Raw genomic sequence first — 24,160 nt, forward strand, 5'->3', positions numbered from 1 at the left:
CTTTAGCTTTTGCGATCATCCCTGATCGCGAGAATCAAACGGGCGGCCATCCATGGCCGCACTTTTCAGGACAGTAGGCCGTGGCTGCGCAGCAGCGCCTCCGGCTCGGGTTTGCGGCCGTGGAAGGCCACGAAGCTTTCCAGCGCGGGGCGGCTGGCGCCCACGGACAGCACTTCGCGGCGGAAGCGCGCGCCGGTGGCGGGGTCGATCACGCTGCCGGTGTCCCTGGCCGCGTCCTCGAACGCGCCGAATGCATCGGCGCTGAGCAGTTCGGCCCACAGGTAGCTGTAGTAGCCCGCCGCGTAGCCGCCGGCGAAGATGTGCGAGAACGCATGCGGGAAGCGCTGCCAGGCCGGCGGATGCAGCACCGCCACCTGCTTGCGCGCCTGTTCCAGCACGGCCAATGCGCGGGCGCCTTCGGCGGGGTCGTAGCCCAGGTGCAGGCTGAAATCGAACAGCGCGAATTCCAGCTGGCGCACCAAGAACAGGCCGGCGTGGAAATGCCGCGCGGCGAGCATGCGCTGGAACAGTTCCTCCGGCAGCGCTTCGCCGGTCTGCCAGTGGCGCGCGAACAGATCCAGCGCCTCGCGGTTCCAGCCGAAGTTCTCCATGAACTGGCTGGGCAGTTCCACCGCGTCCCACTCCACGCCGTCGATGCCGCCGATGGAGGGCAGGGCGATCTCGGTGAGCAGGTGGTGCAGGCCGTGGCCGAATTCGTGGAACAGGGTGAGCACGTCGTCGTGGGTGAGCAGCGCGGGACGGCCCTCGGTGGGCGGGGCGAAGTTGCAGGTGAGGAAGGCCACCGGCAGTTGCTTGTTTTCACCATCGTCGAAGCGGGCGCGGCAGACGTCCATCCAGGCGCCGCCGCGCTTGCCAGTGCGTGCGTAGAGGTCGACGTAGGCGCCGGCGAACACGCGGCCGTCGGCGCCCATCACGTCGTAGTAGCGCACGTCGGGATGCCACACGTCGACGCCGTCGCGGGCGGCCAGCGTGATGCCGTAGAGCTTGCGCACGATGGCCCACAGGCCGTCGATCACCGCGGGCAGCGGGAAGTAGGGCTTGAGCTGTTCCTCGTCCAGCGCGTAGTTCTTCTGGCGCAGCTTTTCGGAGGCGTAGCCCACGTCCCAGGATTCGAGGTTGTCCAGCTTGAGCTCGTCGTGCGCGAACTGGCGCAACGTGGCCAGCTCGCGCTGCGCCACCGGCTTGGCGCGCTTGGCGAGGTCGTGCAGGAACTCCATCACCTCGGCGGGTGAGCCGGCCATCTTGGTGGCCAGCGATTCCTCGGCCGCGTTGGTGAAGCCGAGCAACTGCGCGGCCTCGTGGCGCAGCGCCATGATCCTTTCGATGCGCGCGGAGTTGTCGTACTTGCCAGCATGCGGGCCCTGGTCGGAAGCGCGCGTCTGGTAGGCCCAGTACACGCGCTCGCGCAGGCCGCGATTGTCGGCGTAGGTGAGCACGGCCTGCACGCTGGGCTGCTTCAGCGTGACCAGGTAGCCGTCCAGTTCCTGCTCCCTGGCGTACTGGCGCAGCACCGCACGGCCGGATTCGGGGATGCCGGCGAGGTCGCGCTCGTCAGTGACGTGCTCGTGCCAGGCGTCGGTGGCGTCCAGCACCGCGTTGGAAAACTCGGTGGAGAGTTTCGACAGCTCGACGCCGATCTCGCGGAAGCGCGTGCGCGCGGGTTCTTCCAGCGACACGCCGGAGAGCCTGAAGTCGCGCAGCGCGTGCTCCACCAGCGCGCGCTCGGGGCGCGGCAACGCGGCGAAGCCCGGCGCATCGGCCACCGCCTGCACGGCGGCATAGAGATTGCGGTTCTGGCCCTGCGCGATGGCGTGCTCGGTGAGCTTTTCCTCGGCCGGGCCGTAGGCCTCGCGCAGCGCGGGGCTGTCCGCCACCGAGTGCAGGTGCGACACCGGCGCCCAGGCATGGGCGAGGCGCTGGCCAAGCCGCTCCTGCGCCAGCATCACATGCGCGAAATCGCGCGGCGCGCCGGGGGCGATGATCGCGGCGATCGCGGCATCGTCGTCGGCGAGGATGGCGTCGATGGCCGGTGCCACGTGCTCGGGGCGGATGCGGGAAAAAGCCGGCAGTGCGTGGTCGGCCAGCAGGGGATTGTCTTGGGTCATGAAGTGCTCCTTTCCGACGCGAAGCGTGGCGACCGCACCGGGCGAAATCAAGCGCGACGACACCGCCGTCACGGCGCCGAAGTAGCATCGCCGCCATGCAGCCCACCGACCTGGCCGACCTGATCCGGCGCACCGCGATCTTCGCGCACCTCGACGAATTCCAGCTCGAGATGCTGGCCAGGCGCATGCGCTGGCTGTGCCTGCCCGGCGGGCAGTACCTGTTCGAGGCCGACGAGCCCTCCGAGGCGCTGTACCTGCTGCGCAGCGGCAGCCTGGGCGTGTTCGATGGCCCCTCCACCCTGATGCACCAGCTCGCCGCGGGCGACTGCGTGGGGGAAATCAGCCTGCTCTCGGGCGGCAACCACCATCTCTCCGTGCGGGCGCTGCGCGATTCCGAACTGCTGCGGCTGGACGTCGCCGACTTCGAGGCGATGGTGGAACACCACCCCACCACCATGCTGGCGGTGGCGCGCACCGCCACCCTGCGCCTGCTGCAGAACCAGCGCCGCGTGCCCTCGCCCAACCGGCCGCGCACGTTCGCGATGCTGCCGGCGCACCGCGGCGTGCCGGCGCGCGAACTGGCGCAGCAGCTGGCCGCGGCCATGGAGCCCTACGGCCACTGCGCGGTGATCGACGCCGAGCTGGGCCGGGATCGCGGCAGCGACTGGTTCGCCGAGCGCGAGGCCTGGGCGCAGTTCGTGCTCTACCTCGACGAAGGCGGCGATCCGGAATGGCGCCAGCGCTGCCTGCGCCAGGCCGATGCGCTGCTGCTGCCGGCGCTGGCCGCACAGGCGGCGCAGCCCTGGCCGGAGTTCGCGCACGGCCATCCGGCCCGCACCGAGCACCGCCCGCGCCACCTGTTGCTGCTGCACGAGCGCGGCGAACCGGAGCGCGGTTCGGCGCAACGCTGGCGCGCACCGTTCAGCGGCCCGCTGATGCACCACCACATCTGCGGCGAGGGCGACATCGAACGGGTGGCGCGGCTGATCACCGGCCATGCGCGCGGGCTGGTGCTGGCCGGCGGCGGCGCGCGCGGGCTGGCCCACCTCGGCGCGATCAAGGCGCTGCGCGATGCCGGCCATGCCTTCGACGCCGTGGGCGGTACCAGCATCGGCGCGATCATCGGCGCCGGCGTGGCCCACGGCTGGGACACGGACACCATGCTGCGCCGCTACTTCGAAGCCTTCGTGAGCAGCCGCCCGCTGTCGGACTGGACGTTGCCGCTGGTGGCGCTGACCCGCGGCCGCCGCGCCAGCCGCATGCTGCGCGAGGCTTTCGGCGACAGCGAGATCGAGGATCTGGGCAAGCCGTTCTTCTGCGTCTCCACCAGCCTCTCCGGCGCCGGCCGCGTGGTGCATCGCACCGGGCCGCTGTGGCTGTGGCTGCGCGCCTCCAGCGCGATCCCCGGCGTGCTGCCGCCGGTGCTCCATCGCGGCGAAGTCCACGTGGACGGCGCGCTGGTGGACAATCTGCCCACCGACGTGATGGCCACCGACGGCATCGCCCACCTCACCGCGGTGAGCATCCACGGCGACATGGCGCTGCGCACCGGCATCGACGACGTGGCCACCCCGCCCTGGTGGCGCCTGCTGCTGCAACAGCGCCGCGGCCCGCGCTGGCCGGGCCTGGTGTCCACCCTCGCCCGCGCCGCGATGGTCAACAGCGAGGAAACCAGCGAGCGCTGCCGCACGCTGGCGCACCGGCTGATCGTGCCGCCGCTGGAGCGGGTGGGCCTGCTGGAATGGAAGGGCTGGCGCCGCGCGGTGGATGCCGGCTACCGCGAAACGCTGCGCGTGCTGGAGGCCGAGCGCAAGGGTTGAGCACGCAGTGGCCCTGCTCCCCTCTCCCGCCTGCGGGAGAGGGGCCGGGGGAGAGGGCCGGGCTCGCGGCGAGAGTGGAAGCACCCTCTCCCCAACCCCTCTCCCACAAGTGGGAGAGGGGCTTTCGCGGCGCGGCTACAATGCCGCATGACCAAGCTGCGCAGCTACAAGGGCATCGCCCCCGTCCTCGGCGAACGCGTCTACCTCGACCCCGCCGCCACCGTGATCGGCGACGTGGTGCTGGGCGACGACGTGTCGGTCTGGCCCGGCGCGGTGCTGCGCGGCGACGTGAACCACGTCCGCGTGGGCGCGCGCACGAACATCCAGGACGGCGCCATCGTGCACGTGGCGCACGCCGGCCCGTACGGCCCGGGCCATCCCTGCCTGATCGGCGCCGACGTCACCATCGGCCATGCCGCGGTGGTGCACGCCTGCACCATCGAGGACGGCTGCCTGATCGGCATGCACGCCAGCGTGCTCGACGGCGCGGTGGTGCGGAAGCACGGCTTCGTCGGCGCGGGCGCCTTGATCCCGCCCGGCAAGGTGGTGGGCGAGCGCGAGCTGTGGCTGGGCAACCCGGCACAGCGCGTGCGCGTGCTCAGCGACGCGCAGGTCGAGCAGTTGATGTATTCCGCCGCGCACTACGTGCGGGTGAAGGACGACTACCTCGCGGGCTGAGCGCCCTCACTGCACAGCGGCGCCCTGGCGCGCGGCCATCGCCGCGGCTTCCTCGGCGTGGCGGCGGCCCAGCAGCGTGCGCTGGGCGTCGAGATAGCCGCCGAGCAGGGCGAGCTTGTAGTCGCTGGCGTTCAACTCGTCGTGCGCGGGATCGTACCTGTAGTTGCCGGCGTCGTAGGCGCGCAGCAGCTGCAGTTCGCGTTGCGCCTCGTCGAGGTCGCCGGCGGTGATGCTGTGTTCGACATCCGCGCAGGCCGGCTTGAACATGTCGCGCAACGCCGCCAGCGCGGTGGCGTTGCCCGGTTCGATCTGCAGCACGCTGAAGTAGAACTCGAACGCGTTGCTGCCCACCGGCGCCACGCGGCGGCCATCGCGCTGCGCCTCGGCGGCGAGGCCCAGCAGCACGTGCACGCCGCTGTCGTCCGACGACGACGCCGTCGCGGCACGGACGCTCCAGCGCCACCAGCCGCCGCCGAGCAGCAGGATCAAGACCAGCGCGCCGCCCAGCCAGACCGGACGGCGCGAGAAGAACGAAGCGAGACTTTGCATGACACCCGCGCCTGACCGGAACCGTGGCCGCGGCCGTCCCCAGGGACGACCGCGACCAGGGCGGCAAGCTAGCGGCGCATCATGTCAATGCGATGACCCGCGTGTTTACCAAGGCAGCGGGTTGTCGCCCTGATACGGCGAGCCGTCCGGATGGCTGAACCAATACACGCCGTTCTGCCTGCCGGGGCAGCCCTTGCCCGTGCCGTACGCCGTCACCGCGCCCGCTGCCGAAGCCACGTCGGTGCGGTAGCAGCCGCCCAGCGAATCGCGGTAATCGAACGTCTGCGAACTGGCCTGGCCGGTGTGCCCGGTGAAGTTGCCGCTGGCGTCGAAATCCAGCGTATCGGCGCTGCTCACCGTGTTGTCCACCTTGTCCGCATACAGCGGGAAAACGGCGAACCCGAGGGAACGATCCAGCCGGAAGCCCTGCTTCACCGTGGTGGCGACGGTCGCGCTGCCGTCGGCAGCCACCTGCTGGTCGTAATCGAGGTGGAAGGGATAGCGCACGCGCTGCGTGTAAGACGCGCCATCGCTGCTGCGGCTGCTGCCTTCCATCGAGGTGGTCTGATCCGTGACCTGCCGGTAGGTGGTGTCGCTGATCGTGAACGCCTGCGTGTCGGCGAAACCCACGGTCTGCTCCACCGTGTTCCGCACGCGGCCGTGCGAAGTGTCGACGTAACCCTCGATGGTGAAGTGGCGCGAGAGCGTGGTGGTGATGTCGCCGTTGCCGCTGCCGTCCAGCGTGCTGCTGATGGCCGGCACGGGCGCCTGGCCGGCCAGGGTGTTGCGCGTCACGCCGCCGGTGACCTGCCTGCTGCGGCCGTCCTGATACAGCAGCAAGGTCGCCGCCGTGGAGAAGTAGTTGCTGGCGCCGGCAACGCTCACCGCCACCGTATGCTGCGCGCCGTCGCTGAGCGCGCCCGCGAACGGGCTGAGGTCGACGCGGTACGGCATGAAGTTCAGCGTCTGCACGCCGGTCACCGGCCGCCACAGGTAGGGGTCGATGCCGCCGGTGTAGATCCACGGGTACACCGGCGCCACGCCGGCCGGCTGTCCGTCGATGCTCACCTCGGCCTCGCGGAAATTGCCGCCGCCGCATCCGTTCACCTGGCCGGCGTAGGTGTCGGGCACGCAGGTGTACCAGAACTCGTCGGCGTTCTGGCTCTGCGCGAACACGTCGAGATAGGCGTGCACCACGTTGCGCGGCAGGGTCAGGGTTTTCGACAGCTGGTCGGTGGACGTGGACAGGTTGGTGACGCTGCCCACCGGATCGCTGCCCAGCGGGATCACCTGGTCGGGCACGCGCGGCGCGGGCGCGCGCGCGGACGCCGGATAGAACAGCAGCCTGGCGCTGCCGTGGATCACCCCGGTGTAGGTGCCGTCGACCAGGTTCCACAGGATCGCCTGGCCCTGGCCGGCATTGCGCAGCAGCGCGCTGTAGTCGGTGAGGTCGCGCTCCACGTGCCAGCTCGGCCCCACCGTGGAGGAAGGTTCCTCGGTGGTGCCGAAGTACAGGTTCACGCCGCCCAGCCAGATCGAGGCCGTGCGGTCGTACTGGCGGCCCGCGTTCACCGAGAAGTCCGCCTCCAGCACCACCTTGGCCCAATGCGTGCCGCAGCCGGAAGGCGGCGCGTAGCCGTAGGGGCGCGTGCCGAAGTCGTTGAACACGTCGTCCTGGAACAGCTGCACCACGCAGGGCTGGCCTGGCGGGCGCGGCACCGCCGGGTCGGCGGTGGTCACGTTGGTCGAACCGACCGGATTGCCGCCGGTTCCGGCGGCGAAGGCGTTGCAGGCAAACCACGACAGCCCGGCGATGGCCAGGCCGCGACTCAACATTCCCATGCGCAGCATGCGATTTCCCCTCGCGTGGTGAGCCCGTCCGTGCTTCGGCGGTCTTGCCCGGAGACACGGAGCGGGCTCGGTCATCCCCCTGTGCGGGCGATGCTGGCACCGGCATTTTTAGACGGGGTCAAATGCCCGCGCGCAGCGCCTGGTACACCGGCTCGGTGTCGGGCCGCCGGCCGTGCCACAGCTCGAACGCCTCGGCGGCCTGCTCTACCAGCATGCCGAGGCCGTCCCAGGCGTGGCGCGCGCCGGCCGCCTTCGCCCACGCGATGAAATCGATCGCCGCGGCGCCGTAGGCGAGGTCGTAGCAAAGCGCGCGCGCGCCTACCAGCGACATCGGCAATTGCAGCCCGTCGCCGAGCACGCCGGCCGAAGTGGCGTTGACGATCAGGTCGTAGCTGCCGAGGTTGGCGAGGTCGTCCCAGTAGCGCGTGTGCACGCGCGCCGGCTCGCCGATGGCGTCGGCCAGCGCGTCGGCGGTTTCCGGCGTGCGGTTGACGATGGTGAGCGTCTGCACGCCGGCGTCCAGCAACGACCACGCCGCGGCGCGCGCGGCGCCGCCCGCGCCCAGCAGCAGCGCATCGTGGCCGCGCAAGTCCACGCCATGCCGCTCGGTGAGGTCGCGCACCAGGCCGGCGCCGTCGCTGTTGTGCGCGGCGAGCCGGCCGTCGGGCAGGCGCGTGAGCACGTTTGCGGTGCCGGCGCGCGCGGCCGCTTCGCTGCGTTCGTCCGCCAGCGCGAAAGCCGCGCCCTTGTGCGGCAACGTGACGTTGGCGCCCGCGCCGCCTGCGGCGAAGAAGGCGCGCACCGCCTCGGCGAACGTGTCCGGCGCCGCGTCGATGGCGCGGTATTCCAGCGCGATGCCGAACTGCCGCGCGAAATCCTGGTGGATGCGCGGCGACAGCGAATGCGCGACGGGATGGCCGAACACGGCGAACTGGGAGGGCTGGCTCATGCGGTGCTCCTTGGACGGGCGAGCATTGTAGGGCCCGTCGCAGACCGTGAGATGCGGCATCGGCATGCTTCATCCATCGCCCGCGAGGAAGCCGCCATGCGCACCGCCGCCATCGACCATCGCCGCCACGAACGCCTGCTGGCCGTCGCCCTGTCGTGGCTCGCCATGGGCGGCGCGCTGCTGCTCACCACCCTGGTGCCGGCGCGCACCGCCCTGCTGGGATGGGCGCCGCTGGTGTGGCTGCTGGCGGCGCCGCTGGCGCTGCTGCTGATCCTCGAACCGGGCCTGCCGCGGCAACTGCTCGCGCTGCGCCGCGCGCGGCGGCGCTGCTGATCCCGACTTTCCATCTGGCAGTGGAAGGACTTGTCGCCGCAGGGAAGCGGCGATCGGTTCGCCTCAACCGCCGACGCCCTGCCGCTTGCGCTCCATCCGGCGCAGGAATTCGCGCATCACGCGCAGGTACAGCTCGTCGCCCAGGCATTCGTCCTCGACGCCGGCGTCGATGGACGGGTTGTCGTTCACCTCGATCACCACCGGCTTGTCGCCCACGCGCTTGATGTCCACGCCATAGAGGCCGTTGCCGATGGCCTGGGTGGCCTTGAGCGCCAGCTTCACCACGTCGGCCGGCGCCTTCTCGATGGGCAGGGTTTCCGATTCGCCGGTCTTCGAGGCGCCCTTCGCGCCGTGGTTGTAGATCTGCCAGTGGCCGCGCGACATGAAGTATTTGCAGGCGTACAGCGGCTCGCCGTTGAGCACGCCGATGCGCCAGTCGAACTCGGTGTAGACGAACTCCTGCGCCAGCAGCAGGGCGCTGTGCTGGAACAGTTCCGCGGTGGCCCGGGCGAGCGCGGCCTCGTCCTCCACCTTCACCACGCCGCGCGAGAACGAGCCGTCGGGAATCTTCAGCACCAGCGGATAGCCGAGTTTCGCGGCGACTTCCTTCAGGCCCTTCATGTCGTCGCGGTAGAGGATCTCGGTGCGCGGCACGGCGAGCTTGCGCGACACCATCAGGTCGTTGAGGAAGATCTTGTTGGTGCAGCGCAGGATCGAGGTGGGATCGTCGATAACCACCATGCCCTCCTTCTCCGCGCGATGCGCGAAGCGGTAGGTGTGGTTGTCGCTGGCGGTGGTCTCGCGGATGAACAGGCCGTCGTATTCGGCCAGGCGCTGGTAGTCGTTCTTGCCGATCGGGTCGACTTCGATGCCCAGCTCCTTGCCGGCGGCGATGAACGCCTTCTGCGCCCGCTTGTTCGACGGCGGCATCGCCTCGTTCGGATCGACCAGCATGGCGACGTCGTAGCGGAACTGCCGGCGCGCCTTGGGCTTGCGCCACAGCTTCTTGCTGAAGCGGTCGAGCTCCTCGGCGAAGGCGTCTTCCTGCGCGTCGTCCAGCATGTGCAGGCCCACCGGCTTGATCGCGCTGATCTGCCATACGCGGTCGCGCTCGAACTCGATGCGCAGCAGCGGGCAGGGGAACATCTCGAACACCTGCCGCGCCAGATCCTGCAGCGCCGGCTGCGAGGTCTGCCCGAAGTAGACGAGGATGCCGAAGTCGGTGGTGTCGCGCCCGCCCGCCGGCAGGAAATGGGTGAGCTTGGCGCTGAGATCCTCGATCTCCAGGCCGTACAGGGAGCGGCGGCGCAGGTCGTTCACCGTGCGCACCGACGGCATCACCTTGTGCCCGCGCGCCTCGGCCAGCAGCGACACGTAGTAGCCGGTGCCGAGGTATTTGTAGCTGCGGCAGAGGTTGATGACGTGGGTGCGCTCGTCGTCCACGCCGACGGCTTCGCGCAGGTAGTCCGCGGCGGTGACCACGTCGGCGGACGGGTAATAGACGCCCCAGTCGGAGGCTTTCTCGACCACGATGACCAGACGGGCCATGTCACTACTCAGGCGTGCGATGGGGATGCGCCCCGCGTGCGGGGCGGCGGAAGGCGCGCAGTTTGGCACAGCGCGGATGCGTCCCGGGCGGCGGCACTGAATCCACGCTAAGCGCCGATGCCGGCGCGATTTGCCGCGCCGCCGGCCCGCCACTAGAGTCCGCCCGGTTCGCCGCCGCGCACGCCCGAGACAAGGAACCCATCGCCATGCCGTCAGCCAGCGCGCGCGTCCGCTCCGCCGAGCTTTCCGACCTAGACGACCTGGTGGCGCTGGAGGAACAGAGCTTCACCAGCGACCGGCTGAGCCGCGCGCAGTTCCGCCGCCACCTCGACAGCGACAGCGCGAAAGTGCTGGTGGCCAGCGCCGGCCCGCATCGTCTGCTCGGCACCGCGGTGGTGTTCTTCCGCAAGCGCAGCGGCGTCGCGCGGCTGTATTCCATTGCCGCCCACCACGCAGCGCGCGGCCAGGGCGTGGGCACCGCCCTGCTCGATGCCGTCGAGCAGCTCGCCCGCCGCCGCCGATGCCGCGCGCTGCGGCTGGAAGTGCGCGCCGACAACGCCGGCGCGATCCGCCTCTACGAGCGCCTGGGCTACCGACGGTTGTACGCGCTGGCGGGGTACTACGGGGATGGCGCCGATGGTTGGCGCTACGAGAAGCTGCTGGGATAAGGTTCGCGCCGTCAGTCGGCTCCAGCCGTCGATCCGCTCTTTGCCGGATCCGCCGAGGTTGAGGCGGCGCCGGCCGTTCCGGGATCGCTTGCAGAACTTGTCCCGGCCCGCGCCGGCTGGTTCTGCGCAGCAGCAGCCGAGCCGAGCCCGTCATGCGCATGTCGCGCACCGCCTGGCGATCCCATGCAGATCGCCGTCACGACGAGCAGGGGAACGGCCGCGACGATGGAAGGCTCCCACGATCGCCTCACGGCGGCCCTTCCGGATTTGCGCGGACGCAGCGCAAGCAGGCCGCCGACCATTACCGGCGCCATGAAAAAAAAGACAACGACGCTACCCATGCAGACCCCGTCTATCGCCGTGGCGATGAGCAGGCAGCCCGGCCAGCGTTTCCCGGATACGAAGACCGGCACGCTGTAGGCGACGACGAGGAAGGAGAAGGCCATGCCGACCAATCCCTCCCGGACGCCGAGCCACGCCCCTTGACCGTTGAGCGCCGTGACGAAACCGCCCAGGAACGATACATAGAACCCGGCAATGACGCCGAGGATGCCCGAAATCAGGGCAATGACGCCTCCAGCAACCCTCATGTCTCCTCCCTGGCGGTCTCGCGCCATCCCTTTCCAACGGTACCTGCTGCCGATCCGGCCTTGCCGCGACGACGGCAAGGCCGGATCGGCAGCACGGATGCTACTTGTGCTTCTGGTTCGCCGCTTCCGCCGCCGCCTTGAGCTCGCGGTTGGCCTGGTCGAGCAGATCCTTCGCCTTTGCCGCGTGGCCGCCCATGTCCCATTCGTTCGCCTTCTGCGCGGCAATGATGCGCTGGTAAGCCCTGTCGGTGAGCTTTTGCGCGGCGGCGATGTTCGGATGGCGGTTGCCGCTGACATCGTGCACCGGCTGCGCGGCGAAGGCGGTGCTGGCGATAGCTGCCAATGCGATGGTCAGGGCGACTTGCGTGAGCTTGTTCATGGGCCTCTCACAGGTTGAGTGGACGCCGCGGGACGCGGACTGTCGGCATCCCGTGGCGTGGCGAATCTAGCGCGGCTGCCGGGCAAGTTCCTGCGACGGATCCGGCCGCTGGCAGTCAGCCGCCCAGCGGCGAACCGATGCGGCGTTCGGTGGCCGCATCCGGCCGCGCCACCAGCGCGCCGGTGCGCGAAAGGCTGAGGCTGTAGTGGCCGCCGTCGACCAGCGGCAGGAAGGCGCCGCTGCCGTAGACCGCGTCCACCATCGGCAAGGCGCGCGGGTATTGCCGGCGCAGGTCGAGCAGGTCGAAGCCATCGGCGGAGCCGAGCGCGACCACGGTGCGCGGCGCGTTCTGTTCCTGCATGGCGTCGTCGTAGCGCCCGTCGATGCGGTCGAGCCGGTACAGCGGCGGCAGGCCGGCGAGCACGGCGGGCAGCTTCCACTTCAGCACCACGGCCTCGACGCGCCAATCGTCGCCGGCCAGCTGCACCTGGCGCGTGGCGCCGTCGGGCCAGCTCATGTCGACACGCCAGCGCTGCGGCGAAAGGATGTGCGCGTCGATCTGCATGACCGGCGCTTCCTCGTCCAGCACGCGGTAACCACGCAAGGCCCAGCCGCCGACGCCGAAGAGCACGCTGGACGCGAGGCACGCCAGGCACAACAGCGCATGCCAGCCGGCGGCCAGCTTCGCGCCGGCATCGAGGCGGCGGCGCAGCGTCGCCAGCTGCAGCAGGCAGCACAGCAGCAGCACCGCGGCCAGCACCAGCAGCACGGTGGCGGGCAAGCGCAGCAGCTCGATCGGGTTCATCGGAGTTTCCGCGGGGAAGGCGCGCGCATGATAAGTGGTTGCGGGAGGCTCGCTATACTGCGGCGTCACGTTTCCCACCGGTATCCGACCATGCGCCGTCTGCTGCTGTCGCCGCTTTGCCTCGCAGCCGCCCTGCTTGCCGGCTGCGGCAACAAGGGCCCGCTGTATTTGCCGAACAACCCGCATCCGCCGGTGTACGTGCCGCCGGCGCCCGCCACGGCCCAGTCCGCACCGGCCACTGCGCAGCCGGCGCCGGCGAGCAGCAGCGCCACGCACTGAGCTTCGCCGATGCTGCGTTTCTCCAAGATGCACGGGCTGGGCAACGACTTCATGGTGCTCGATTGCCGCACCGCGCCGTTCGCGCTGGACGAGGCGGGCATCCGTGCGCTGGCCGACCGCCGCACCGGCGTGGGTTTCGACCAACTTCTGAGCGTGGAGCCGGCGCGCGATCCGTCCTGCGCGTTCTACTACGGCATCTGGAACACCGACGGCTCGCCCGCAGCCCAGTGCGGCAACGGCGTGCGCTGCGTGGCGGCGTGGCTGCATCGCGCCGGTGCGCTGGCGACGGGCGAACCGGTGCGGCTGGAAAGCCCGTCCGGCCCGGTCACGGTGCGCCTGCTTTCCGCGCACGAAGTCACCGTGGACATGGGCGAGCCGCAGTTCGCGCCGGCGCGGATTCCGTTCGAGGCCGACGCCGAGGCACCGCATTACATGATCGAGGCCGACGGCACCACGCTGCGGATCGGCACCGTGTCGATGGGCAACCCGCACGCCGTGGCGATGGCGGACGAACTGGCCGCTGGCGACGCAGAACGGCTGGCCCCCGCGCTCACCGCGCATGCGCGCTTCGCCGAGGGCGCGAACGCCGGCTTCGCCACGCGCCTCGCCCGCGACCACATCGCGCTGCGCGTGCACGAGCGCGGCGTGGGCTGGACGCAGGCCTGCGGCACCGGCGCATGCGCCGCGGTGGCGGTACTGCGCCGGCGCGGCGAGGTGGACGAACAGGTGCGCGTGGATTTGCCCGGCGGCACGCTGCGCATCGCCTGGCGCGGCGCCGGCCATACGCTGTGGATGACCGGCCCCGCTGCGTTCGCATTCGAGGGCGAATGGTTCGGGACGCCCTGATCCGTCCAGGCGCAGGCGACACCAGCCCACATTCCTCGATTGATCGAACCGCGCGTCCATCGCACACTCGCGGCATGACCGCAGCAGGAAACCGCGCATGAACGCCCCCTTGTCCGAGGACACCATCGACGCCGGCGCCGTCGCGGCCTACCTGAAGCGGCACCCCTCCTTCCTCAACGACTACCCCGAGCTGGCCGCGCAGCTCACCATGCCGCGCGAGCAGGGTTCGGTCGCCTCGCTGGCCGCGTACCAGCTGCAGCAGCTGCGCGAGAAGAACGCGGAGCTGGAACTGCGCCTTGCCGAACTCACCGCCATCGCCGCCGACAACCAGAAGCTGATGGAGCGCGTGCACGCGCTCACCGTGGCGCTGCTGCGCGCGAACACGCTGGAGGTGGCCACGCGCACCGTGGTCGCCAAGCTCAACGAGGATTTCCACACCGAGCTGGTGCGCCTGCTGCTGTTCGGCCGGCACGCCGATTTGCCGCGCTCGGACTGGCTGCGCCAGGTGGGCGGCGGCGCGACGGAACTGCCCGAGCTGGCCGAGGTGCTACAGCGGCGCGAACCCGTTTCCGGCCGCCTGTCGGCCGACAAGCTGGCGCAGCTGTTCGGCGAGGAAGCGGCGACCATCCGCTCGGCGGCGCTGATTCCGCTGGGCGAGGCCGGCATCCTCGCCATCGGCAGCCACGACCCGGATCGCTTCCAGCCCGGCATGGGCACGCTGTTCCTCAAGATGATCGCCGCCACCGTCACCGCCGCGCTGGCGCGGGCACGGGATCTCGCCTGAGCGCAGCATGAAACCGCAACAACAGGTCGAAGCCTGGCTGGCCCGCCTCGCCGGCGAGCGGCAGGCTTCGCCGCACACCGTGGACGGCTACCGCCGCGACCTCGCCAAGCTCACGGCGTGGATGGAGGCGCAAGGCATCGCCGGCTTCGACGCGCTGGAGCCGAACCGCCTGCGCCAGTTCGTGGCCGCGCAGCATCGCGCCGGGCTGGCGCCGAAAAGCCTGCAGCGCCTGCTGTCGTCCTGCCGCAGCCTGTTCCGCCAGCTCAGCCGCGAAGGCGCGCTGGCGCACGACCCGCTGGCCGGCGTGCGCGGCCCCAAGGTGCACCGCAAGCTGCCGGTGGTGCTGGACGTGGACGAGGCCGCCAGCCTGGTGGAATCCGGCGGCGACGGCGCACTGGCGCCGCGCGACCGCGCGATGCTGGAACTGTTCTATTCCAGCGGCCTGCGCCTGTCCGAACTGGTCGGCCTGCGCTGGAGCGACCTCGACCTCGACGGCGGCGAAGTGCGCGTGCTGGGCAAGGGCCGCAAGACGCGCATCGTGCCGGTGGGCCGGCATGCCGTGGCGGCGCTGCGCGCACTCGGCGAGGCCACGGGCAGGGCACCGGAATCGCCGGTGTTCCGCGGCCGCGGCGGCGCGGCGATCAACCCGCGCACCGTGCAGGTGCGGCTGCGCAAGCTCGCGCTCGCCAACGGCTTCGCCAAGCACGTGCACCCGCACCTGCTGCGCCACACCTTCGCCAGCCACATGCTGGAATCCTCCGGCGACCTGCGCGCCGTGCAGGAGCTGCTGGGCCACGCCGACATCGCCACCACGCAGATCTACACGCACCTGGATTTCCAGCACCTGGCGAAGGTGTATGACGCGGCGCATCCAAGGGCACGTCGGAAGTAGGGCTTTCTCCTTCTCCCCTTCGGGGAGAAGGCTGGGATGAGGGGCGGGTGCTCGCGGGGATGCCTCATTGATGCTCGCTTCGATGAGAGTCTTCGCAAGATTGACCCCTCACCTCAATCCTCTCCCCAAAGGAGAGAGGAGGCGAACGTGCCGGGCGGGGTCGTTCCGCATTGAAGCTGCTGTGAGCCGACCCCATCTGGTTCGCTCAACCTTGGAGCTCTCATGGAACCCTTCCACGCCACCACCATCGTCAGCGTGCGCCGCAACGGCAAGGTCGTGATCGGCGGCGACGGCCAGGTCACGCTGGGCAACATCGTGGCCAAGGCCAACGCGCGCAAGATCCGCCGGCTCGGCCGCAACGCCGACGTGCTGGCCGGTTTCGCCGGCGCCACCGCCGACGCCTTCACGCTGTTCGAGCTGTTCGAGCAGAAGCTGGACAAGCACGGCAACAACCTCACCCGCGCCGCGGTGGAGATGGCCAAGGAATGGCGCACCGACCGCCGCCTCGGCCGCCTCGAGGCGATGCTGGCGGTGGCCGACAAGGAGGCCTCGCTGCTGATCTCCGGCAACGGCGACGTGCTGGAACCCGAGCACGGCCTGATCGCGATTGGTTCCGGCGGCCCCTATGCGCAATCCGCCGCGCTGGCGCTGCTGGAGAACACCGAGCTGGACGCGCGCGGCGTGGTGGAGCGCGCGCTGAAGATCGCCGGCGACATCTGCATCTACACCAACCACAACACCACGATCGAAGAGCTGTAAGCGCGCGACGCCTCTTCCTTGCCGTCATCCCGGCGCAGGCCGGGATCCAGTGGCTCCTGTCAACGGTGCTGCCGCTGGGTTCCGGCCTACGCCGGAACGACGAACCTACTGCCTTCCGGTATCCCCATGTCCGAACTGACCCCCCGCGAAATCGTCAATGAACTCGACCGCTACATCATCGGCCAGCACGACGCCAAGCGCGCCGTGGCGGTGGCCTTGCGCAGCCGCTGGCGGCGCATGCAACTGGCGCCGGAGATGCGCAACGAGATCACGCCGAAGAACATCCTGATGATCGGCCCCACCGGCGTGGGCAAGACCGAGATCGCGCGCCGCCTCGCCACGCTGGCCAACGCGCCGTTCGTGAAGGTGGAAGCCACCAAGTTCACCGAGGTGGGCTACGTGGGCAAGGACGTCGAGTCCATCGTGCGCGACCTTGCCGACGTGGCCTACAAGCTCACCCGCGAACTGGCGATCAAGCGCGTGCGCACGCAGGCGGAAGACCGCGCGGAAGACCGCATCCTCGATGCGCTGCTGCCGCGCCGGCAGACACCCACCGACTGGAGCCACGACCAGGCCACCACGCCCGCCATCGACAACGACACCCGCCAGAAGCTGCGCAAGCAGCTGCGCGAAGGCGCGCTGGACGAGCGCGAGATCGAGCTGGATTTCGCCATGAACGTGGGCGTGGAGATCATGTCGCCGCCCGGCATGGAGGAGATGGGCGCGCAGCTGCGCCAGATGTTCCAGAACCTCGGCGGCGCCAAGACCCAGCACCGCAAGCTGGCGATCAAGCTGGCGCGTCCGCTGCTGGTCGAGGAGGAAGCCGGCAAGCTGCTCAACGACGAGGAGATCCGCGCCCAGGCGGTGGAAGCCGCCGAGCAGAACGGCATCGTCTTCCTCGACGAGATCGACAAGATCGCCCAGCGCTCCGAATGGGGCGGCGCCGGCGTGAGCCGCGAAGGCGTGCAGCGCGACCTGCTGCCGCTGGTGGAAGGCTCCACCGTCTCCACCAAGTACGGCCCGCTGAAGACCGACCACATGCTGTTCATCGCCTCGGGCGCATTCTCGCTGGCCAAGCCCTCCGACCTGATCCCGGAGCTGCAGGGCCGCCTGCCGATCCGCGTGGAGCTGTCGGCGCTGTCGGTGGACGACTTCAAGCGCATCCTGCGCGAGCCGCACAACGCGCTGACCAAGCAGTACGTGGCCCTGCTGGGCACCGAGGGCGTGAGCCTGGAATTCACCGACAGCGGCATCGACCGGCTGGCCGAGGTGGCCTACCAGGTGAACGAGCGCACCGAGAACATCGGCGCGCGCCGCCTGCATACGGTGATGGAACGGCTGCTGGAAAGCATCTCCTACGAAGCAGCAGACAAATCCGGCGAAAAATATATGATCGACGCCGAACAGGTAGACAAGAACCTCGGCACGCTGGTGCACAACGAGGATCTGAGCCGCTACATCCTGTAAGGCGAAGGATGGGGTGAAATACACAGATCGCCGCAAATGACGCATTTTGCATTCAATTTTGCCGAAATTTCCCAGCAACATCCCCTGAACAAGCCACCACGGCCGCTCTGCTAAAATGCCACCCATGGCAAAGATCCTCGAATTCAAGACCAACGGCCTGCGTGCCCAGCTGCGCGAGGCGCAGGAGCAGCGAACCATGGTGCGCCTGTGGCGCACCGAGCTGGAGCACGGCAGCTTCTGCGGCTACGTGGGCGGCGTGGGCAGCGAGTTCGTGCTGCTGTGGGTGGTCGGCGACGGCATCACCGACGACGGCATCTACGTGATGCGCCACCGCGACATCACCGAGCTGGAATCGCCTGAGCGCCACCATGCCTTCATGTCCAAGGCGCTGGCGCTGAAGGGTATCGCTCCGCGCCTGCCGGGCGGCTTCCCGCTGGATTCGATCCGCGATGCCGTGAAGGCCGCCGGCGCGATGTCGCCGGTGATCGGCGTGCACGTGGACACCGAGGAAGAGGAAGAGGTCTGCTACATCGGCCACCTCGCCAGCACCGACGAGGACGGCTTCTATCTGCAGGAGCTCAGCCCCGACGCGGAGTGGATGCGCCAGGCCTCGTTCTTCGCCTGGGACGAAGTCTCCACGCTCAGCATCGGCGACGGCTACGCCCAGGCCCTGCTCGCCGTGGCCGGCCCCGCACCCGCGCTGGAGCCCGGCGACGCCGGCATCGGCCACATGCACTGACGCTGCGCTTCATCGCCGCGACCCGACGCCCGCCGCGACCCGGCGGGCGTTTTGTTTCCGTCCGTGCAGACGGCCGGTTTATGCTGCCGTCACTGCTCCACCGTGACTCCAGAACGTTGCATCGACGTCATCCCGGCGAAGGCCGGGATCCAGCGCCTTCCGATCCGGCACACCGGGGCACTGGGTTCCAGCTTCCGCTGGAACGACGAGCTTTCAACCGCGCTGCACATGCGCGTCAACCCATGACGGAAACACCCATGCCCCGCATCGTCGTCGTCGGCAGCATCAACATGGATCTGGTCACGCTCGCGCCGCGCTTCCCCGGCCCGGGCGAAACCCTGCTCGGCAGCCGCTTCCTCACCGCGCACGGCGGCAAGGGTGCCAACCAGGCGGTGGCCGCCGCGCGGCTGGGCGCCAGCGTGAGCATGGTCGGCGCGCTGGGCCGCGATGCCTTCGGCGACCAGCTGCACGCGGGACTGGCGCGCGAAGGCGTCGACCTCGCCCACGTCGCCCGGCTCGACGACGAGGGCAGCGGCAGCGCCTCCATCACCGTGGCCGGGGGCGAGAACCAGATCATCGTGGTGCCCGCCGCCAACGCGCGCGTCACGCCGGCGCAGGTGGAGGCCGCGCGGGAAACCATCGCCCGCGCCGACGCGGTGCTGGTGCAACTGGAGATCCCGCTCGACGCCGTCGAAGCCACCCTGCGCCTGGGCCACGAGCTGGGCGTGCCCGTCATCCTCAATCCCGCGCCCGCGCAGAAACTGCCGCCCGAATGGCTGCGGCTGGCCAGCCATCTCACGCCCAACCAGCACGAGCTGGCCACCGCGCTGGGCGAAGACGCGCACACGGATTTCCGCGACCTGATGCGACGCGCGCCGTGTCCCGTGGTGCTCACCCGCGGCGGCGAAGGCGCGTGGTATCGCGACGACGCGCATCCCGAACCCGCGCACCAGTCCGGCTTCACGGTCGAAGCCATCGACACCACCGGCGCCGGCGACACCTTCAACGGCGCGCTCGCCGTGTTCCTGCGCGAAGGCCTGCCGCAGGCGGTGCGCAAGGCCTGCGCCGCCGCCGCGCTCTCGGTGACCAAGCTGGGCGCGCAAGGCGGCATGCCGCAACACGCCGAGCTGGATACGTTCCTCGCGGGCAGGCCGCACACATGAGCCCGCTGGAAATCGCGGCCAACCTGCTGGCCGGCGCCTCCATCATCCTGGCCGGCCGCAACAGCGTGCACACCTGGTGGACGGGCATCGTGGGCTGCGGCCTGTTCGCCTTCGTGTTCCTGGATAGCCGTCTATACGCTGACACCGTGCTGCAGGCCTTCTTCGTGATCACCAGCATCGTGGGCTGGTGGCAATGGCTGCACGGCAGCCGCGGCGAGGAGCTCCCGGTCACCGACCTGCCGGCGCGCAAGCTGTGGCTGCAGCTGCTGTGCGGCGCGATCGGCGCGATCTGCTACGGCCTGCTACTGCGCCGCTTCACCAACGCCTACTCGCCCTTCCTCGACTCCACCGTGCTGGCCTTCAGCATCGTGGCGCAATTGCTGATGATGCGCCGGCACGTGCAGAACTGGCCGTTCTGGCTGCTGGTCAACTCCATCGCCGTGCCGCTGTACGCCAGCCGCGGCCTGTACCTCACCTCGGCGCTGTACGCGGTGTACTGGATCAACGCGCTGGTGTCGTGGCGGCACTGGCGGCGACTGCGCGATGCCGCCGCTCACTTGCCGATGCAGAACGAACCGAAGATCGCCCCCAGCAAATCGTCGCTGGTGTAGTCGCCGGTGATTTCCCCGAGCGCATGCTGCGCCTGGCGCAGTTCCTCGGCGGCGAGTTCGCCGGCACGGGTGCTGGCGAGGGCATGGGCCGTGCGGGCGAGGTGCTCGCGCACCGCTTCGAGCGCGAGCACATGGCGGCGGCGCGCGCTGAAGGCGCCTTCGCCGCTGCCGGCGCCGGCGAGCTGCTTCAAGTGATCGCGCAAGGCGTCGAGGCCTTCGCCGGTTTTCGCGGAGGCCCACAGCCAGCGGATGCCGTCGCGGGTTTCCGCATGTGGCGCCTTGCCGGCAAGGTCGATCTTGTTGACGAGCACCACGCGTTCGGTGCCGGCGGGCAGGGCATCGAACAAAGCGAGGTCGGCGGCGGCGTGTTCCGCGTCGGTAACCAGGAGCGCTGCATCGGCGCGGGCGAGTTCGCCGTGGGCGCGACGCACGCCTTCGCGTTCGACTTCGTCGTCCGTGTCGCGCAGGCCGGCGGTGTCGGCCAGTTCCAGCGCCACGCCGTCGAGCGCCACGCTTTCGCGCAGCACGTCGCGGGTGGTGCCGGCAATGGCAGTGACGATGGCGCGTTCGCTGCCGGCCAGCGCGTTGAGCAGGCTGGACTTGCCGGCATTGGGTCGGCCGACGATGGCCACGCGCAGGCCGTCGTTGAGGCGCTGGCCGCGCTGCGCTTCGCGCAGCAGTTCATCGAGTTGCGCGCGCAGCTCATCGAGTTGCCGCGCTATGGCGGGGTCGGCCAGGAAGTCGATTTCTTCCTCGGGGAAGTCGATGGCGGCTTCGATGTGCACGCGCAAGGCGATCAGTGCCTGCAGCAAGGCTTCGACCTTGCGCGAGAACACGCCTTCCATCGAGCGCAGCGCGGCACGCGCACCGGCCTGCGAGCGCGCGGCGATCAGGTCGGCCACCGCTTCGGCCTGGGCCAGATCGAGCTTGCCGTTGAGGAAGGCGCGCTCGGTGAATTCGCCGGGACGCGCCAGCCGCGCGCCCAGTTCGCAGACGCGGCGCAGCAATGCGTCGAGCAGCACGGCGCTGCCGTGGCCCTGCAGCTCCAGCACGTGCTCGCCGGTGTAGGAGGCAGGTGCGGGGAAGTGCAGCAGCAGGCCGTGGTCGATCGCTTCGCCTTGCCCATCCCGGAAGGTGGCGAAGTGCGCATGGCGCGGCTGCGGTGCGCGGCCAAGCAAGGCCTGCGCGATCACCGGCACCCGCGGCCCCGAAACGCGCAGCACGCCCACGCCGGCGGCGCCCGGCGCGCTGGCGATGGCGGCGATGGTGTCAGTGGTTGCGCTCATGGTTTCGGAAGCAGACGCAGGACTCAGAACTTTGCGGTTGCGTCATCCCGGCGCAGGCCCACTGCTGTCCGGAATAATCTGGGGATGGTGTCGAAAGATGAAGGCCCGCGCCGCTTGCACGAAGCATTGCGAGAAGGCGACTTCATTTCCGATAACGACCACCTATCCAGACTGTCATCCCGGCGAAGGCCGGGATCCAGTAGCGACCATGTTCGCTCAGGCCGCACGGCCACTGGATGACTCGCTTCGCTCGCCCCTTCGGGGCCGCCCTGCGGGCGTTCTGCGCGCTTCGCGCTTGTCCGGCCTGCGCCGGAATGACTAGAAAGACCGCAGCCACGAATGTTCAAAATTATTCCGGACAGTTGTGGGCGAAGGCCGGGATCCAGTGCCGTCCTGTCGCGAAACGTGCAAGTCACTGGATTCCGGCCTCCGCCGGAATGACGGGATACCAGCGATACGGTGCGAACAACCCGCCCGATGCCTCGCCGAGAGAATAAACAAAGACGGCCGCGTCGGTTACCCGTCGCGGCCGTCTGATTCCGGCGATCAGGAATGATCGCTATAACCAGGCATCAGGCAGCCTTGGCCGCTTCCTCGCGATCCACGTGATGGGTGATCCACCACTGCTGGCCCAGGCCCACCAGGCCGTTCACCGCGTAGTAGAGGCACAGGCCCGCGGGGTAGAAGGCGAACAGCACCGAGAAGATCAGCGGCATCACCTTCATCATCTTCGCCTGCGCCGGATCCATGCCCGCCGCCACCGGGTTGAGCCACTGCGTGCCCAGCATCACTGCCGCGTAGATCACCGGCAAGATGTAGAGCGGGTCGCGCGCGCTGAGGTCGGGAATCCACAGGAACGATGCCTGGCGCAGTTCCAGCGAATACTCCAGCACGTAGAGCAGGGCGAAGAACACCGGCATGGTGATGAGCACCGGGAAGCAGCCGGCCATCGGGTTGACCTTCTCCTTCTTGTACAGCTCCATCTGCGCCTGCTGCAGCTTCGCCTTGTCGTCGCCGTAGCGCTCCTTCAGCGCCTGGATGCGCGGCTGCAGCTTGCGCATCTTGGCGCTGGAGCGGTACTGCATCGCGGTGAGCTTCCAGGTGGCGCCCTTGATGAGCAGCACCAGCAGGATGATCGCCAGGCCCCAGTTCTTCACGATGGAATGGAGGAACGAGAGGATGCCGTGCATCGGCACGGCGATCGCCTTGAACATGCCGTAGTCGATGGTGAGATCCAGCCCCGGCGCCACCGCGTCCAGCTTGCCCTGCAGGTTGGGGCCCACGTAGAGGCGCGCGGTGGTATCGGCGCTCTGGCCCGGCGCCACGCTGAGCGTGGGGCCGATGGCGCGGATGAGGTAGCGCGGATGCGCGCTGCCCGGGTTCACCGTGTCGGTGGCGTAGCTGGCGGTCTCGTCGGCCGGCGGAATCCATGCGGCGAAGAAGTACAGCCGCAGCATCGCCGCCCAGCCGCCCTTGAACGATGCGGCCAGCTTGTCCTTGGGTTCGGCGAAATCCTTGAACGTCAGCTTCTCGAACTTCTCGCCGGTGTACCACGCCGCGCCCTGGAAGCTGCGCGATTCCGGGTTGGACATGTTGGTCAGCCAGTTGCCGCTATGCGGCGGCTCGGCGCGCAGCAGCTGGGTATAGGCGTTGCCCTGCCACGGCGCGGCGCCACCGTTGGCGATCTTCTGGTCGAGCGCGACCACGTAGCTGCCGCGGGTGAAGCGGTAGGTCTTGGTGACCTTGAGGCCCTTGGCGTCCTGCCAGGTCAGCGGCACGTCGAGTTCGTCCTGGCCGGCGGCCAGCGTGTATGCGGCCTGCGCGCCCTGGAACGCGGCGAGGTGGTTGGGCTGATCGGCGGCGGCAGGATCGCTGCTGCTGACCAGGCCGTTCTGCGCCACGAAGTAGTGCGTGTCGCTGTTGTCGAACAGGGTGACCGGCGCGGGGTTCGGATCCTTCTTCGTGCGCGGCGTCACCGGGTAGTCCAGCAACTGCGCCTTCACGATGCTGCCGCCACGGGTATCGATGGTGAGGCGCAGCACGTCGGTGGTAACGGTGATCAGCGGCAAGGGCGCGTTGTCGCCGGCGGCATTGCCGATGCCCGGCGCAGCTCCCGGGGCCGCATTCGGCACGCCGGGCGCACTGGCGGCGTTGGCGACCCCGCTGGCGGCAGCCGGAGCCGGCGGCGTCATGTAGTCCTTCTCCCAGGCCATGAACAGGAAATAGGCCACGGCAAGCAGGGCGAAGAAGAGGAAGTTGCGTGTTTGGTTCATCGGCTCACGGATCCGGTCGACGCCACGCGGCACACGGCCACAGGGGAAGGGAGAAGGTCAACGCACGATTGTGGCGGCGGCATCCGTCGGCATCAATGGCGCGGGGCGGCATCCGCCGCGGAGTCGACCGGCGGAGCCGGCTCCGGCCGGATCGCGGCGAGCCGACGCCACAGCGCATCGGCCTCGGCCAGCAAGTCCGCGTTGGAGAGGCTGACGGCCTGGTCGCGCGCCATCACCACCACGTCCACCGGCGGCAGTTGGTCGCGGATGCGGCGGAACGACTCGCGCAGCAGGCGTTTCAGGCGATTGCGTTCCACCGCGAGCTTGGACGCCCGCTTGGAGATCGCCAGGCCCAGCCGCGCATGCGGCAAGCCGTTCGGGCGATAGCGCAAATGAAAACAGCGGCCACCAAGGCGGCCGCTGTTCGTGCGCAACGCTGCGAAGTCGCCGGCCAGCCGCAGCCGCAACTCGCGCGGCAGTCCGGCAGGGCGCATGGCTGCCGCGCCGATTACGGGATCAGGCGCTTGCGGCCCTTGGCGCGGCGGGCGTTGAGGACTTTGCGACCGTCGGCGGTGGCCATGCGGGCACGGAAGCCGTGGGTACGGGCGCGCTTGAGCTTGCTGGGCTGGAAGGTCCGCTTCATGGCGATGCTCCGAAGGGAATGGATGTTGGGAAAAAGGCCGCCAAGTATGCATTGCGGCGTAGCTCGGTGTCAAATCAAGGCGTTCCGGCCCGAATCCGATGTCGCGTCGCAGCTTGTGCGCC

25 protein-coding genes are annotated in these 24,160 nt (G+C 69.4%); 13 read left to right on the forward strand and 12 right to left on the reverse strand.

Annotated features, from left to right (window positions below; genetic code table 11):
- Positions 1-65 precede the first annotated feature (65 nt).
- Entirely contained in the window at positions 66-2,126 is a 2,061-nt protein-coding gene (locus ACZ5Z2_RS17755; RefSeq protein WP_464759912.1) for a M3 family metallopeptidase, read from the reverse strand.
- Between the two features lie 95 nt (positions 2,127-2,221).
- Between ACZ5Z2_RS17755 and ACZ5Z2_RS17760 the strand changes: the two genes are divergently transcribed.
- Together ACZ5Z2_RS17760 and ACZ5Z2_RS17765 are read left to right on the forward strand one after the other, a co-directional pair.
- Positions 2,222-3,946, forward strand: a complete 1,725-nt coding sequence (locus ACZ5Z2_RS17760; protein ID WP_464759913.1) for a patatin-like phospholipase family protein — start codon at positions 2,222-2,224, stop codon at positions 3,944-3,946.
- A gap of 147 nt (positions 3,947-4,093) precedes the next feature.
- Entirely contained in the window at positions 4,094-4,624 is a 531-nt protein-coding gene (locus ACZ5Z2_RS17765; RefSeq protein ID WP_464759914.1) for a gamma carbonic anhydrase family protein, read from the forward strand.
- Between the two features lie 6 nt (positions 4,625-4,630).
- On the opposite strand, the gene ACZ5Z2_RS17770 is transcribed toward ACZ5Z2_RS17765, so the two are convergent.
- The 3 genes from ACZ5Z2_RS17770 to aroE all read right to left on the reverse strand — a co-directional run bounded on the left by ACZ5Z2_RS17770 (position 4,631) and on the right by aroE (position 7,973).
- Positions 4,631-5,173: an energy transducer TonB gene (locus ACZ5Z2_RS17770; protein ID WP_464759915.1), complete on the reverse strand. Its 543-nt coding sequence runs from the start codon at positions 5,171-5,173 to the stop codon at positions 4,631-4,633.
- A 105-nt stretch (positions 5,174-5,278) separates the two neighbouring features.
- Positions 5,279-7,024 (reverse strand): peptide-N4-asparagine amidase, encoded by a 1,746-nt coding sequence (locus ACZ5Z2_RS17775; RefSeq protein WP_464759916.1) that lies wholly within the window; start codon positions 7,022-7,024, stop codon positions 5,279-5,281.
- A 118-nt stretch (positions 7,025-7,142) separates the two neighbouring features.
- Positions 7,143-7,973, reverse strand: coding sequence for a shikimate dehydrogenase (aroE, locus tag ACZ5Z2_RS17780; RefSeq protein WP_464759917.1), 831 nt, complete (start codon positions 7,971-7,973; stop codon positions 7,143-7,145).
- A 96-nt stretch (positions 7,974-8,069) separates the two neighbouring features.
- Between aroE and ACZ5Z2_RS17785 the strand changes: the two genes are divergently transcribed.
- Positions 8,070-8,306 (forward strand): hypothetical protein, encoded by a 237-nt coding sequence (locus tag ACZ5Z2_RS17785; RefSeq protein WP_464759918.1) that lies wholly within the window; start codon positions 8,070-8,072, stop codon positions 8,304-8,306.
- Between the two features lie 63 nt (positions 8,307-8,369).
- On the opposite strand, the gene ACZ5Z2_RS17790 is transcribed toward ACZ5Z2_RS17785, so the two are convergent.
- A complete protein-coding gene (locus ACZ5Z2_RS17790) occupies positions 8,370-9,854 on the reverse strand; it encodes a RimK family protein (RefSeq protein ID WP_464759919.1) in 1,485 nt (494 codons plus the stop codon).
- A gap of 206 nt (positions 9,855-10,060) precedes the next feature.
- On the opposite strand from ACZ5Z2_RS17790, the gene ACZ5Z2_RS17795 reads away from it, so the two are divergent.
- Positions 10,061-10,522: a GNAT family N-acetyltransferase gene (locus tag ACZ5Z2_RS17795; protein WP_464759920.1), complete on the forward strand. Its 462-nt coding sequence runs from the start codon at positions 10,061-10,063 to the stop codon at positions 10,520-10,522.
- A gap of 11 nt (positions 10,523-10,533) precedes the next feature.
- On the opposite strand, the gene ACZ5Z2_RS17800 is transcribed toward ACZ5Z2_RS17795, so the two are convergent.
- From ACZ5Z2_RS17800 to ACZ5Z2_RS17810, 3 genes are all read right to left on the reverse strand, one after another.
- Complete coding sequence (locus ACZ5Z2_RS17800; protein ID WP_464759921.1) at positions 10,534-11,112, reverse strand: hypothetical protein; 579 nt, start codon at positions 11,110-11,112, stop codon at positions 10,534-10,536.
- A 100-nt stretch (positions 11,113-11,212) separates the two neighbouring features.
- Positions 11,213-11,491, reverse strand: a complete 279-nt coding sequence (locus tag ACZ5Z2_RS17805) for a hypothetical protein (protein WP_464759922.1) — start codon at positions 11,489-11,491, stop codon at positions 11,213-11,215.
- Positions 11,492-11,606: 115 nt separating this feature from the next.
- Positions 11,607-12,296 carry a hypothetical protein gene (locus tag ACZ5Z2_RS17810; protein WP_464759923.1) on the reverse strand — a complete coding sequence of 230 codons (690 nt, stop codon included), beginning with the start codon at positions 12,294-12,296 and terminating at the stop codon, positions 11,607-11,609.
- A gap of 90 nt (positions 12,297-12,386) precedes the next feature.
- On the opposite strand from ACZ5Z2_RS17810, the gene lptM reads away from it, so the two are divergent.
- From lptM to pnuC, 9 genes are all read left to right on the forward strand, one after another.
- Positions 12,387-12,575, forward strand: a complete 189-nt coding sequence (gene lptM, locus ACZ5Z2_RS17815) for an LPS translocon maturation chaperone LptM (RefSeq protein WP_464759924.1) — start codon at positions 12,387-12,389, stop codon at positions 12,573-12,575.
- A gap of 9 nt (positions 12,576-12,584) precedes the next feature.
- On the forward strand, positions 12,585-13,421 hold the full coding sequence (dapF, locus tag ACZ5Z2_RS17820; protein WP_464759925.1) for a diaminopimelate epimerase: 837 nt from the start codon (positions 12,585-12,587) through the stop codon (positions 13,419-13,421).
- A gap of 97 nt (positions 13,422-13,518) precedes the next feature.
- Positions 13,519-14,205, forward strand: a complete 687-nt coding sequence (locus ACZ5Z2_RS17825; protein WP_464759926.1) for a DUF484 family protein — start codon at positions 13,519-13,521, stop codon at positions 14,203-14,205.
- Between the two features lie 7 nt (positions 14,206-14,212).
- Positions 14,213-15,097, forward strand: coding sequence for a tyrosine recombinase XerC (xerC, locus tag ACZ5Z2_RS17830; RefSeq protein ID WP_464759927.1), 885 nt, complete (start codon positions 14,213-14,215; stop codon positions 15,095-15,097).
- Positions 15,098-15,319: 222 nt separating this feature from the next.
- On the forward strand, positions 15,320-15,856 hold the full coding sequence (gene hslV / locus ACZ5Z2_RS17835) for an ATP-dependent protease subunit HslV (RefSeq protein ID WP_464759928.1): 537 nt from the start codon (positions 15,320-15,322) through the stop codon (positions 15,854-15,856).
- A gap of 126 nt (positions 15,857-15,982) precedes the next feature.
- A complete protein-coding gene (gene hslU / locus ACZ5Z2_RS17840) occupies positions 15,983-17,323 on the forward strand; it encodes an ATP-dependent protease ATPase subunit HslU (protein WP_464759929.1) in 1,341 nt (446 codons plus the stop codon).
- Between the two features lie 124 nt (positions 17,324-17,447).
- A complete protein-coding gene (locus tag ACZ5Z2_RS17845; protein ID WP_464759930.1) occupies positions 17,448-18,062 on the forward strand; it encodes a hypothetical protein in 615 nt (204 codons plus the stop codon).
- Between the two features lie 257 nt (positions 18,063-18,319).
- Positions 18,320-19,225 (forward strand): ribokinase, encoded by a 906-nt coding sequence (gene rbsK, locus ACZ5Z2_RS17850; protein WP_464759931.1) that lies wholly within the window; start codon positions 18,320-18,322, stop codon positions 19,223-19,225.
- Positions 19,222-19,836 (forward strand): nicotinamide riboside transporter PnuC, encoded by a 615-nt coding sequence (gene pnuC / locus ACZ5Z2_RS17855; RefSeq protein ID WP_464759932.1) that lies wholly within the window; start codon positions 19,222-19,224, stop codon positions 19,834-19,836. The genes rbsK and pnuC overlap by 4 nt, the downstream gene beginning before the upstream one ends.
- Here pnuC and mnmE read toward each other — a convergent pair.
- The 4 genes from mnmE to rpmH form a co-directional block, all read right to left on the reverse strand.
- Positions 19,779-21,122 (reverse strand): tRNA uridine-5-carboxymethylaminomethyl(34) synthesis GTPase MnmE, encoded by a 1,344-nt coding sequence (mnmE, locus tag ACZ5Z2_RS17860; RefSeq protein ID WP_464759933.1) that lies wholly within the window; start codon positions 21,120-21,122, stop codon positions 19,779-19,781. The genes pnuC and mnmE overlap by 58 nt on opposite strands.
- 572 nt (positions 21,123-21,694) lie before the next feature.
- Positions 21,695-23,395: a membrane protein insertase YidC gene (yidC, locus tag ACZ5Z2_RS17865; RefSeq protein WP_464759934.1), complete on the reverse strand. Its 1,701-nt coding sequence runs from the start codon at positions 23,393-23,395 to the stop codon at positions 21,695-21,697.
- Positions 23,396-23,487: 92 nt separating this feature from the next.
- Positions 23,488-23,889 carry a ribonuclease P protein component gene (gene rnpA / locus ACZ5Z2_RS17870; RefSeq protein WP_464759935.1) on the reverse strand — a complete coding sequence of 134 codons (402 nt, stop codon included), beginning with the start codon at positions 23,887-23,889 and terminating at the stop codon, positions 23,488-23,490.
- A 14-nt stretch (positions 23,890-23,903) separates the two neighbouring features.
- Positions 23,904-24,044 (reverse strand): 50S ribosomal protein L34, encoded by a 141-nt coding sequence (gene rpmH / locus ACZ5Z2_RS17875; protein WP_464761739.1) that lies wholly within the window; start codon positions 24,042-24,044, stop codon positions 23,904-23,906.
- Between the last annotated feature and the right edge of the window lie 116 nt (positions 24,045-24,160).

The sequence above is a fragment of the Rhodanobacter sp. G1 genome, from assembly GCF_055397855.1.